The organism is Lysinibacillus sp. fls2-241-R2A-57 (assembly GCF_030209535.1).
Classification (GTDB): Bacteria; Bacillota; Bacilli; order Bacillales_A; family Planococcaceae; genus Lysinibacillus.
Genome location: NZ_JARVRU010000209.1, coordinates 1 through 12,612, shown reverse-complemented (window position 1 = coordinate 12,612; position 12,612 = coordinate 1). Strand labels below are relative to the sequence as shown.

General features: G+C 39.7%; 13 protein-coding genes. 2 read left to right on the top strand and 11 right to left on the bottom strand.

Features of this window, described 5'->3' with window-relative positions; all coding sequences use genetic code 11:
- Positions 1–100 precede the first annotated feature (100 nt).
- The gene (locus tag QRN68_RS25350) at positions 101–2,017 is read left to right on the top strand and encodes a tetratricopeptide repeat protein (protein ID WP_285400108.1); all 1,917 of its coding nucleotides are present in this window, start codon (positions 101–103) and stop codon (positions 2,015–2,017) included.
- Here the strand turns inward: QRN68_RS25350 and QRN68_RS25345 are convergent.
- The 11 genes from QRN68_RS25345 to aceA all read right to left on the bottom strand — a co-directional run bounded on the left by QRN68_RS25345 (position 1,966) and on the right by aceA (position 11,484).
- On the bottom strand, positions 1,966–2,112 hold the full coding sequence (locus QRN68_RS25345; protein ID WP_285400107.1) for a hypothetical protein: 147 nt from the start codon (positions 2,110–2,112) through the stop codon (positions 1,966–1,968). The two genes, QRN68_RS25350 and QRN68_RS25345, sit on opposite strands and share 52 nt — an antisense overlap.
- A 170-nt stretch (positions 2,113–2,282) precedes the next feature.
- On the bottom strand, positions 2,283–2,687 hold the full coding sequence (locus QRN68_RS25340) for a hypothetical protein (protein ID WP_285400105.1): 405 nt from the start codon (positions 2,685–2,687) through the stop codon (positions 2,283–2,285).
- 76 nt (positions 2,688–2,763) lie between these two features.
- Complete coding sequence (locus QRN68_RS25335; protein WP_285400109.1) at positions 2,764–4,134, bottom strand: sensor histidine kinase; 1,371 nt, start codon at positions 4,132–4,134, stop codon at positions 2,764–2,766.
- Positions 4,134–4,805, bottom strand: coding sequence for a response regulator transcription factor (locus tag QRN68_RS25330; protein WP_285400104.1), 672 nt, complete (start codon positions 4,803–4,805; stop codon positions 4,134–4,136). The genes QRN68_RS25335 and QRN68_RS25330 overlap by 1 nt, the downstream gene beginning before the upstream one ends.
- Before the next feature lie 137 nt (positions 4,806–4,942).
- Positions 4,943–5,176 carry a DUF5808 domain-containing protein gene (locus tag QRN68_RS25325; RefSeq protein WP_285400103.1) on the bottom strand — a complete coding sequence of 78 codons (234 nt, stop codon included), beginning with the start codon at positions 5,174–5,176 and terminating at the stop codon, positions 4,943–4,945.
- Positions 5,128–6,033, bottom strand: coding sequence for a DUF1648 domain-containing protein (locus QRN68_RS25320; RefSeq protein WP_285400102.1), 906 nt, complete (start codon positions 6,031–6,033; stop codon positions 5,128–5,130). The genes QRN68_RS25325 and QRN68_RS25320 overlap by 49 nt, the downstream gene beginning before the upstream one ends.
- A gap of 3 nt (positions 6,034–6,036) precedes the next feature.
- Positions 6,037–6,432, bottom strand: coding sequence for a GntR family transcriptional regulator (locus tag QRN68_RS25315; protein WP_285400100.1), 396 nt, complete (start codon positions 6,430–6,432; stop codon positions 6,037–6,039).
- A 94-nt stretch (positions 6,433–6,526) separates the two neighbouring features.
- Complete coding sequence (locus tag QRN68_RS25310) at positions 6,527–6,775, bottom strand: hypothetical protein (RefSeq protein WP_285400098.1); 249 nt, start codon at positions 6,773–6,775, stop codon at positions 6,527–6,529.
- Positions 6,776–6,991: 216 nt separating this feature from the next.
- On the bottom strand, positions 6,992–8,161 hold the full coding sequence (locus QRN68_RS25305; RefSeq protein ID WP_285400097.1) for a pyridoxal-phosphate-dependent aminotransferase family protein: 1,170 nt from the start codon (positions 8,159–8,161) through the stop codon (positions 6,992–6,994).
- A 330-nt stretch (positions 8,162–8,491) separates the two neighbouring features.
- Positions 8,492–10,090: a malate synthase A gene (gene aceB / locus QRN68_RS25300; RefSeq protein ID WP_285400095.1), complete on the bottom strand. Its 1,599-nt coding sequence runs from the start codon at positions 10,088–10,090 to the stop codon at positions 8,492–8,494.
- A 110-nt stretch (positions 10,091–10,200) separates the two neighbouring features.
- On the bottom strand, positions 10,201–11,484 hold the full coding sequence (aceA, locus tag QRN68_RS25295; RefSeq protein WP_285400093.1) for an isocitrate lyase: 1,284 nt from the start codon (positions 11,482–11,484) through the stop codon (positions 10,201–10,203).
- Between the two features lie 214 nt (positions 11,485–11,698).
- On the opposite strand from aceA, the gene QRN68_RS25290 reads away from it, so the two are divergent.
- Positions 11,699–12,370 carry a LytTR family DNA-binding domain-containing protein gene (locus tag QRN68_RS25290; protein ID WP_285400092.1) on the top strand — a complete coding sequence of 224 codons (672 nt, stop codon included), beginning with the start codon at positions 11,699–11,701 and terminating at the stop codon, positions 12,368–12,370.
- Positions 12,371–12,612 lie beyond the last annotated feature (242 nt).

The window sequence follows — 12,612 nt, the reverse complement described above, 5'->3', positions numbered from 1 at the left end:
CTGTGCGAAAGCGAAGCGGCAGCAACAAAGCGCCCAGTCGGAACGGAAATCAACCCCTCGTTATGGTGATGACCCATTTTTATGAAAGCGGTGAGTACTATTGTCATTTCAATATGAAATTCTCCAAGATCATTGTAAAAAATTAAAAGCTTTGTCCCTTATTAAATTATCTAAAAATTTGCAGGATGCTAGCTCGCTTGCTGTTTCAAAGCCAGCTATATCCCTACAAAAATCACTCCTTGTACTGGAGGAAATTTTATATGAGCTTTATAAGCTGGAAATGCAATCAGAACCGAAGCTAAAAAATATTCGATCATTACTCAATAATCGTAGCTTTGTTGCAAAAATACATCCACGTCGCATTTATTTATTAATGAATCTTGTAAACAAAATGACTTCTAATAATAGTAGTGAAATCGTGGAGGCAAAGGCGGCAAAAATTGTTCTTGATTATATAAGTGATATTGTAGAATGGTTTATTGAACGCTATGACCGTAGCTTAAAGGCAAAATTGATTCGCATTGGCCCCTTTGAAGATATTACTTCAGCTTTTGATGTAAATATGCTACTTCAAGATGACCAATCAACCGAGGCTTATAAAAATGCTGCAAGCTGGTTTGAGTTTGCTGCAAAACAAGGAAATGTAAGTGCTCAATATAATTTAGGCGCTCTCTATAATCAAGGCCGTGGTGTAAAGAAAGATTATGCAATGGCAAAAATGTGGTATAAACGAGCCGCTGCGCAAAATGATGCAAACGCACTTTATAGCTTAGGTGTGCTCTATCATTTAGGCCATGGTGTTGTACAAAATTATGAAGAAGCCGCTCAATATTACAAAGCTGCTGCAAACTTAGAGAACGCAGATGCTCAGTACAATCTGGGTGTTCTATACAATCAAGGACTTGGTATGCCACTGAACTTTGCCGAAGCAGCAAAATGGTACATGTTAGCGGCCAATCAGGGGAATACAAGTGCTCAAAATAATCTGGGCTTCCTTTATCATAATGGGACTGGTGTTGAACAAAGCTATGAGGAAGCTATAGCTTACTTTGAAATGGCTGCATTAGCTGGCGATGCAAGTGCTCAGTATAATCTTGGCTATATGTATCTTAAAGGCCGTGGGATCTCGCAAAATTTTGAAGAAGCTGCGAGATGGCTTCATTTTGCTGCACTTCAAGACCATACAAATGCTGAATTTCAATTAGCTATGCTATATAACACTGGTCAAGGTATACCTCAAGATCGCGTAGAGGCTATAAAATGGTTTAAGCTCGCTGCACATAAAGGACACTTAAATGCTCAATACTGTCTCGGTGTGCTTTATGTCAAAGAAAATGATGTAGCTTCAGCTGAAAAATGGTTACAGCTTGCCGCTAACAATGGACATATAAGTTCAGGCTTTGAGCTTGGACGTATTTATGTATACCAACTTCAGCAACCAGACAAAGCTTTCCCATACTTCAAAGCTGCTGCTGAAAAGGGCTATGCTGATGCTCAGTACGAGCTCGGATTATTATATGAAGCTGAATTGAATTATGTTGAAGCAATAAAATGGTGGAGAGCCGCTACTGATCAGTCTCATATTCAGGCTGAATATCAATTAGGGTTATTATATGAGCACGGGTTGGGGATCGAACTGGACTTAGAAGAGGCACGGCGCTGCTACCGACTAGCAGCTATTCAAGGACATTCAGGTGCTCAATATCAGCTCGGTAATTTATTTGATAAAGGAAAAGGTGTCGAACAGGATTATACTGAGGCAGCAAAATGGATTGAACAAGCTGCCGCTAAGGGCCATGCAAAAGCACAATACCAATTAGCTCAAATGCATAGTCATGGACAAGGGGTACCGAAGGATTTTGCGAAAGCAGCCCAACTATATCGACTGGCCGCCAAACAAGGTCATCAAAAGGCACAATTCCAGCTTGGTATGCTTTACAAAAAAGGACACGGTGTTGCACAGGATTATACTGAGGCAACAAAATGGCTTAAAAAGTCACTTGAAAATATAAAATAAAGGACATTACCATAGCGTGGGGTTGATTTCCGTTCCGACTGGGCGCTTTCCTGGGGGCGCCCGATGAGCCGCTTCGCTGCGCTGCAGGGTCTCATCTGTGACGCTGATCCCCAAGGAGTCGCCCAGTCTCCACTCCAATCAACTTATATATGGTATATATTTCAATAAATATCATACCGAACCTTTGGCGAAAAACCAAATAAAACTGTTCTTCATAAACAATACCGTGCCACCTCTTAATAAAGACAGTGACACGGTATTTTTTCTAGTTCTTCATTTCTTCTTTTTGATTTACCATAAATGTTACAAAGATAAATAAAGCAAAGCTAATTAATAATGTTGTCCCACCTACGATAAAGAAGACCAATGTAAATGTTGGGTTAAAATTAAATGGATTTATATTGTAGAACCACATGCCGATTGTTAAGCCAAAAACACCGATAATTGCTGTCCAACCATGTGCAGCTACTAATTTTTGTGATTTCACTTTGAAGGCACGATAGAAAATGCCCCATGCAAACATACTTAACCAGCCAACTAATAAAACGTGGGCGTGTATCGGTCTATATTCATAACTACCAGAACCAGACATATGTGAGCCTAGATACGTACCAAATAAGGCAAAAATTGCAGCAAGACGAATAAGGCGTAAACTCCATTTTTGTTCCATACGTTAACTCCTCCTAAGTTTTTTCAACTTATTCAGTAGTGTATCCCATGAACATGAACTTTATATGAACTCCTCATTACAATTTGGGTAAGTCGATTCGAACCTTTGTACCCGAATTAATTGTACTTTCCATTTGAACCGTTCCTCCGTGTAGCTCAGCGATTTGCTTTACGATGGCTAGTCCAAGCCCAGTACCTTGCTTTGTTCTAGAAGCATCCGCGCGATAAAAGCGATCATATACCTTTTGTAATTGATCAGCAGTCATCCCTATACCACTATCCTCAACGATTACTTCAACTGAGGTTGGGGATTCTTGCAAGTGAACATGAATTTCCCCGCCTACGACATTATATTTAATGGCATTCGTCAATAAATTGTCCCAAACATTTTGTAATAGCCCAGCATCCCCATCATATGTTACTGGTTCAAGCTGATACGATAATTGTACATTTGCCTCCTCAAGCTGCCAGCGATATTTTCTTACCGTTTCCTTCAATTGCTCATCTACTCGATAAGGCTCACACTTTAACAACCTTGTAGATTGGTCGAGTGATGTTAGTAAAAGTAATTGCTTCGTTAATGTCGACAGACGCTTCGTTTCTAGCTCAATAATCGTCGTATATTCCTGCCTTTCTCTGTCGGTCAGCAAGGGATTCCTTAACAAATCAACATAGCCTTGGATATTCAACAATGGCGACTGAAAATCATGGGATACATTGCTAATAAACTCTTTACGTATTCGATCATTTTCCTGTAATTTTTCTGTCATGACATTAAAGCTAACTGCTAATTGTCCAATCTCATCCGCTCGATCTATATCCAGTAACGTATCGAACTTTTCATGTGCAAGCTGATGTGTTGCCTCTGTTAACTGTGTAATAGGGCGAATTAGTGCTTTTGCAAATAGTAGCATTGACAATAGACTAAGTACTGCCATCACAAGAATAAGCCCACCAAGTATCGTATGCACCTCCGAGAATAGCAAGCGAATATCCGGTCTTATAAACAGTGCATAATGCTTATTTTCATATGTAAATGGCACACCTATCGTATTAATTAGTTCATTCGCAAAAAAGCCTGTCATAAAAGTCTCTTTTGGGAAATCGCGCATACCATGATAAATTTCCCCGTCTAAAACATACTTAACAGTATTGGATGACAGTGTTTTATCACGATATTTACCACCGTAAAATTGCCCTCCATCACCAGTCGTTACATAAGTTTGATAACCAATTTCGCCAAGAGTTTTGAAATAATTATCTAAATCTTTAGGTTTTGCTGTCTCGATGTATTTCGCAATATCCTGTGCAATATTCACATTTTTAGCATCATTTTTTTCCTTTATAACTTGGTGATAATAAGTATTTGTTGCTAAAAAGCCGATGCACAAGCTTCCTATCATAACGAGCAAAGTCGTGACAACAAACTTACTATATAACGTTTTCATCATGCAATAACCTCAAGCTTATACCCTACACCACGTACCGTTGTAATCTCAACATCTGTTTCATAACGATGCAGACGCTCACGGATCCGCTTCACATGTGTATTTAAAGTTTGCTCATCTCCATCATAATCATAGCCCCACACCTGTTCCATAATATAACTACGTGTAAACACCTGATTCGGGCGAGATGCTAGTAATGCCAATAGCTCAAATTCCTTTAAAGGCAGAACGAGTGTATCGTCCCCAATGATAACTTCAAAGCTTCGACGATCAATAACTAGCCTCCCCACCTGGATTGTTACCTGATTTTTCTTATCAAGTCTACGTAATATGGCAGCTATGCGAAACAGTAATTCTTTAGGCTCGAATGGTTTCACAACATAGTCGTCTGAGCCTGCCAAAAACCCTCGTTCCTTGTCCTCAATCTCGCCCTTTGCCGTTAATAACAAAACAGGAATATCGTAATCCTGGCTCAATGTTTCGGTTAATGTAAATCCATCCATTCCTGGCATCATGACATCCACAATAGCCAAATCAGGCAAGTTTCCATCCAGTAATTTAAGAGCCTGATGTCCGTTTTCCGCCTGCAACACCTGATAGCCCTCTCTTGTCAGGTAAATATTCACTAGCTGCAAAATATGTACATCATCATCTACAACGAGAATTTTCATTCAAGCCTTACCTCCATCCTGTACACTATTTTAAGTTCACTCCCCACCGCGGACAATCTGCAAGCATCCATTGAGTCTTACGTTGTACATTGTCCCGATAGGAATGAGGAGATCTTTAATAACTACTTTCATCCATATTATAACGAAAAGAAAGAAATCAACAGCAATATAAGTAATGGCAGACCAATTACGATATAGCCTCGTGGATTTGCAAAATTCATCGTCCAACCGACCCCAAAGCGTTTTTCGACAAAAACGGAAGGATCTTGACGATTCATATAAATTAATCCACCCTTCCAATAGCAATCCTCATCAACATCCATTACCTCTGAAACGATATTATCCCCATACTCAGCTTGCGTTTTTTCCATGCGTAAACAAATACTGAGCCAAGAACGAGTAATAAAAATAATATAAATACCGGCAACAGCCTATTTCCTGTAGTCATCGAAGGATAGATATTGCTTAACTGTAATACTGTAAATAATATAGTTATGGCATAGCTTAATAACATAATGTTCCAACTAATATATTTTCGACTTTTTAACTGATCTTCCAATGATTCATCTTTACGATTAACAGCCAATTTGATAGCCGATCGCTTAATGGAATCTACAATCCCCCACATCATACATTGCATCATTAGCATAACAAGCGGCAGTGAAAGCGCAGTAAAATACGTTTTACTTCTCCAAGAATCCGCTTCACCGTTAGCCCCCCAGTGTACAGCAATATTGTTCGGTATTTGATCATAATGAAGGAATGTAAAGATAATTAAAAACACCGTAACACCAAAAGGAACTACATAAAATGGCCACGGAAGCATTTCATCAAGACTTCGTGCTGTTAAGTCAATTGCACGAACTTGTTTAATATTCGAGCCCCATTGCTCTTGCTTTTTAAGTTTTAAAACTTTTTGATGGTACACCCAATATAGTGTCATACTGACTGCAAGCATGGCAAATAAGCATCCAAGCAGCAAATTACCTTGCATGAACTCAGACGGTGCAAGGTAATAATAGCTGACAATCATAACAATTAACAACATTACACCAGAAATTCCTACAATTTGAGCATAACGCTTGTTCATTTCCCTCAATATGGGATGTTTTACGTTTTGTTCAGGTACAGTCACACCAAAGACAATCGTTTCCCGTACTATAAACGGAACAAACGCTTGTAAAGCTAATGTTATGATGTAGATTGTTGAAAAAACAGCAAGTAGCATGTACTACACCCCTTCTGTTGCTATTTGCAAATCAGCAAATACTTTTTTCATCATGTGCTCGATTTGCTCTGCTGTTGCGCCGAGCACCATTCCTTCTGCCACAACAGGCTTTAAATTTTTTTCAATTTGCTGTAATTGCTCAGAAGTTAAGGCGCGCTCCTCTGCCGAACGAATAATAGCACCTGATTTGGCTCTAATTGTAATAATCCCCTTCTCCTCTAGCTCATGATAGCTCTTATTAACAGTATGCATATTTACACCTAAATCAGCCGCTAAATTACGTACAGATGGCAAAGCATCACCCGGCTTCATATCCCCTCTTGCAATTCCTTCAATAATTTGCCGCGTCACCTGTTCATAAATGGGAACGTCAGATTGTGGCTCTATTTGAATAAACATTCATATCATCTCCATAATTGTTATATAAACAATATAACAAATTATCGTTTTTTGTGCATAAAAAAAGGATATTGCAATTTCATGGCTCATCCCCCTAACGTGTGGTTGATTTCCATTCCGACTGGGCGCTTTGTAGCTGTCGCACAGATAAAACATTTGTTGCTGTCGTTTCGCTTTCGCACAGATAAAACATTTGCCGCTGCCGCTTCGCTTTCGCGCAGATAAAACATTTGCCGCTGCCGCTTCGCTTTCGCACAGATAAAACATTTGTTGCTGTCGTTTCGCTTTCGCACAGATAACATCCGCTACGCTGCAGGGTCTCATCTGTGACGCTGATCCCCAAAGAGTCGCCCAGTTGGAACGAAGATCAATTTATATACAAGGCATACATCTTAACAAATTTCATCCACAACTTTTGGTGATGAGCCAATTTTATGTTTAATATGAACATCCTTTAAATAATCCTTGGCAATATAGGCTATGATGGCTTTGTTCCCACCGTAGTTAATTAATCAAAAAAAGAGATGTCTCATGATTCATGACATCTCTTTTCAAATAGTTATTTCGCAACAATAGCTAATTTTTCTTGTAAACATGTAACAGCTTGTTCTATATCCACTGTGCAGCCTACTTCATTTAATGTTTCCCCTATTAATCTTACTGCCTCTTCAAGCATTACGGGGGTTGTATTGCCCATATGCCCAATACGGAAGGCTTTTCCTGCTAAATGCGCTAGTGCACCAGCTACTATCACGCCTTTTTCTGCAAGTTTTGCACGGAATTTCGCATCCTCTACCCCTTCAGGATAAAGTAAACAGCTAAGTGTCGGTGCAGCAACCGCTTCCTCGGCCAGTGCCACCATACCATACGTGGATAATGCAGCTCTTATTGCACAACCATATGCGACATGACGTGCCTCACGTTTTGTCATCCCCTCTTCTAGTACAATGTTCATCGCCACATCATATGCATAAATTAAATTTACCGGAGGCGTTGCAAAGTATTTCCCTGGGTCATTCATTACCGGAATCCAATTTTTAATGTCGCTATAATAGGCCGGAATTGACCCTAATGCCTCACGTGCCTTTAAAGCAGTTTGATTGAAGGCGATAATCGCTAAACCTGGTGGTACACCAATTGCCTTTTGCGACCCTGTTAACACAATATCTAATTTGTAGTCAGGACGACCATATTCCTTGCTCATATTTTCATCAAGAGCAGCTGTCGCTACAACTCCATCCAAAATAACTAGTGCACCAGCCTTCTTAATAACGGATACCAATGCATCCAAATCGGATACTACACCTGTAGAAGTGTCCGCATGTGTAATTGTAACAGCTTTAAAATTACCCTCTGCTAATTTTTCTTCAACTGTAGAAATCTCAACTTGCTTACCCCATTCAGCCTGTAGTACTTCTACATGAATACCATAAGCTTTGGCTAATGGTGTAAATCGGTCACCGAAATAACCGTGACTAATTACGAGTAGCTTTTCTCCTTTGCCAACTGTATTAACAATCGCCATTTCCATAGCAAGTGTTCCAGATCCAGCTATGACAAAAACCTCGCCATCTGTTTGTAATAATTTTTTTGTTTGTTCTATGGCATTTTTATAGATCGAAACAAAACGTGGGTCTGTGTGTCCCCTCGTTTCACTTGCTAATGCATCATAAATTTCATCGACTACTGGAGTTGGTCCAGGAACTAATAATAATTCTTTATTACGCATTTTACGCTCCTCCTTAGAATGAAGATAAAAAGATGCCTTACAAGCTCCCCATCTAAGCCCGCAAGACATCTTTCACCCCTTTTAAATCTCTTTATTTAAGTAGACCCCTTATAAATTTGTAACCGTGCTCATTTTTCAGTACGGAACGGGGGAACAGACCCCGCTCGTCACATTAGTAGAAAATTAGAGTGGACTGCATTCGAGTTCAGTCCACAACAATCTAGGAAAGTTGGATATGTTCGTTTAGTAGATTCGTATTTCAAATCAATTATGCCTCGGCATAATTGCGTCCGGAGGCTTTAACTTCTTTCAGCGATTGCTGAAAGCAAATTAAGCTAATTTTTCGTAACCTGGAAGCGTCAAGAATTCGGCAAACTCATCTTGCTCAATTAAAGATTTAAACAGCTCAGCAGCTTCATCATAGCGACCGCTGTTATAGGCTTGTTCCCCAACAGCCTCTTTAATTTTCACAAGTTCTTCCTCCAAGATTTCTAGTACGAATGCCAATGTAATGCCACGACCATCCTCCAAGATACCTTTTGGATGACGAATCCATTGCCATACTTGTGTACGGGAGATTTCTGCAGTTGCAGCATCCTCCATTAAGTTGTTAATCGGTGCAGCTCCGTTTCCTCGTAGCCAAGAAGCGATGTACTGAACCCCTACACTACAGTTAACACGAAGACCTTCAAGTGTAATTGTACCTTCTGGAACAGCTACTAAATCTTCTGCTGCAACAGTTACATCCTCACGTTTTTTATGGATTTGGTTTGGCGTCGTCATAATCGCATCAAACTGTTCCATCGCCGTTGCAACCATACCTGGATGTGCTACCCAAGTTCCATCATGGCCATCTGTTGCCTCACGGCGTTTATCTTCTGCAACCTTTGCAAATGCCACAGCATTCGCGTCATCATCACCCTTAACAGGGATTTGTGCTGCCATCCCACCCATCGCAGGAGCATTACGTTTATGACATGTTTGAATACATAAAGACGTATATGCCTTCATGAATGGTACAGTCATTGTCACTTGTCCGCGGTCTGGTAAAATTACATCGGGTTGATTGCGCAGACGTTTAATATAGCTGAAAATGTAATCCCAACGTCCACAATTCAGACCCGCTGAATGTTCACGTAGTTCATATAAAATTTCATCCATTTCAAATGCTGCTAAAATTGTTTCGATTAATACAGTAGCCTTAATTGTCCCTTGTGGAATTCCAATATAATCCTGTGCATAAACAAAGATATCATTCCATAAGCGAGCCTCTAAATGGCTTTCAAGCTTCGGTAGGTAGAAATAAGGCCCAGTACCTTGTGCCAATGCATTTTTAGCATTGTGGAATAAATACAGACCGAAATCAAAGAAACTACCTGAAATCGGTTCCCCATCCACTAGTACATGCTTTTCAAGTAAATGAAGACCACGTGGACGAACTAATAATACAGCTGTTTCTTCGTTTAACTTATATGTTTTACCATTGGATGCTTGTGTGAATTCAATTGTCTTATTAATAGCATCACGCATATTAATCTGGCCGCCAATCATGTTTTCCCATGTCGGAGCAGATGCATCCTCAAAGCAAGCCATAAACATTTTTGCACCAGAGTTTAGAGCATTAATAACCATTTTACGGTCAACAGGTCCTGTAATTTCTACACGACGGTCTTGCAAATCTGCTGGAAGTGGCGCAATTGTCCAATCTCCCTCACGAACATGCTTTGTTTCTTGTAAGAAGTCGAGTTTCTCACCTGCATCAAGACGCTTTTGACGTTCTTGACGAGCCTCTAACAGCTCTTTTCTACGAGCATCAAATTTTTCATGCAGGGCAAGAACAAACTCAAGGGCTTCTGGTGTTAAAATTTCTTTTGTTTGCTCGTTTTGTTCCCCAACAATTTTAAGCTTACCTGTTGTTGCTTGTTCCATCAGTTGTTTCCCCCACCTTTACGATTTTAAATAGTCATCCCCCGCTTTAGGAGGAGCGGAGGAGACAGATCTATGATTATGAATTTAGGAATACACGTATTTTATGAAACTTATACGAATTGTTCTGTTTCAGTAGAGCCAGCCATCGCTGTTGTAGAAGAAGTACCACCAGAGATAACTTGAGATACGTCATCAAAGTAACCAGTACCTACTTCACGTTGGTGACGTGTAGCTGTGTAGCCTTTTGATTCTGATGCAAACTCAGCTTGTTGTAGCTTAGAGTATGCAGCCATACCATTATCTTTATAATCATGCGCAAGCTCGAACATAGAGTGGTTTAATGCATGGAAACCAGCTAATGTAACAAACTGGAATTTATATCCTAACTTACCTAACTCGCGTTGGTATTCTGCGATTTCTTCTTCTGATAGATTCGCTTTCCAGTTGAATGAAGGTGAACAGTTGTAAGCTAACAATTTACCTGGGAATTCAGCATGAATAGCTGCCGCAAATTCACGAGCTTCCTCAAGTGATGGCTTAGAAGTTTCACACCAAATCAAATCTGCATATGGCGCGTATGCTAAACCACGAGCAATCGCTTGTTTGATGCCTGGTTTTGTACGGAAGAAGCCTTCTGGAGTACGTTCGCCAGTAATAAACTCAGCATCACGCGGATCGATATCAGATGTTACCATATCAGCAGCGTCAGCATCTGTACGAGCGATTAAAATCGTCTCAACGCCCATTACATCTGTTGCAAGACGAGCAGCAATTAAGTTACGAACAGCATTTTGTGTTGGAAGTAAAACTTTACCACCTAAGTGACCGCATTTTTTCTCAGAAGCTAATTGGTCTTCTAAGTGAACACCAGCAGCTCCAGCTTCAATCATGCCTTTTACAAGTTCAAATACATTCAGAGGACCACCGAAGCCTGCCTCAGCATCTGCTACGATTGGAGCGAACCAATCAAATTGATCTACACGTCCTTCAGCATGATCGATTTGATCTGCACGTTGTAAAGCTTGGTTAATACGCTTAACTACTGCCGGTACAGAGTTTGCTGGATATAAAGATTGGTCAGGATACATTTGACCAGAAAGGTTAGCATCAGCAGCTACTTGCCAGCCTGATAAATAGATTGCTTTTAATCCGGCTTTCACTTGTTGTACAGCTTGATTACCAGTTAATGCACCTAATGCATTAATGAACGGTTCTTCATGTAAAGAGTTCCAAAGTCGAGCCGCACCTTTAGTTGCTAAAGTTTGTTCAAGTACAACAGAACCTTGTAACTTAACAACCTCTTCAGCTGAATAACCGCGTTCAATGCCTGCCCAACGTGGGTTTTCTGCCCATTGTTTTTCTAATGCTTGGATTTTTTCTTGACGTGTTGACATATTAAAATTCCACCTTCCCCTTTGTATACAATACACTCTGTTAAAAAACTTTTAATCTACTGTTCCATAACAGGTTTATTTGTTGTAAATTAATATATAACAGAACATCTGAATTTTCATTATTTTTAGATAAAATACCAAATTTTAATGATGAAACCGCTTTTTTCGGCGACGAAATTTGGTAAACTGTTTACAAACAAGGGGGATATTCACAATGAACAATGAGTTTAATTCTTTGCCAAAAGATATTTCACAACAGTTTATTTCAATGTTAAAAGACTGGGTTCCAGTCCATTCATCTATTGCAATTGCTGCCGAAAACTCCTATATCTATTTTCATTCTGGACATCAAAACATCAATTTGGAGGTAGGTCAACAAGTACAATCCGGTAGCATTGCAGAGCAAGTTCTACGCACAAGGAAACGAACAGACGCCATTTTAGATAATTCCTTATTTGAAACACCCTATTACGGGATAGGCTACCCTATAAACATTTTAAATGTGCCTGCAGCACTTGTTGTAGTATTACCTTCAAGCTTTACCGAAAAAAAAGTAGAGCCCTTTCAATTTTTAACTGGAAAGCAAGAAGAGGAATGGAATCCTGTTGCAATTGAAAAAATCTCTCATATTGAAAGCCTGCAGAAAAAAACGTGGTTTTATGTGGAGGGGGAACAATTTAAAACAAGTATTACACTGAAAGAACTTCAAATGCGTCTACCGTCATCTTTTATTCGCATTCACAGATCTTATATTGTTAATATTCATTTCATAAAAAAAATGGCTCGTGATCTTACTTCCAACTTTATTGTCACGCTAAAGGATGGAAGTGAACTACCCGTTAGCCAATCTTATTTAAATAATCTTCGAAACGCTCTTGAATTTTAGATTTTTCCTTGGCGAAATGTTGTTGCTGTCGCTTCGCTTTCGCACAGAAAACACTTTTGTTGCTGTCGCTTCGCTTTCGCACAGAAAACACATTCGTTGACTGAAAATAAAAGGCTGTCCTATACATTTGTTGTATAAGACAGCCTAAAAATTAAAAAAGCCTGAGAAACAATTCTCAGACTTTAGATTGCCTAGCGACGTCCTACTCTCACAGGGGGAAGCCCCCAACTACCATCGGCGCT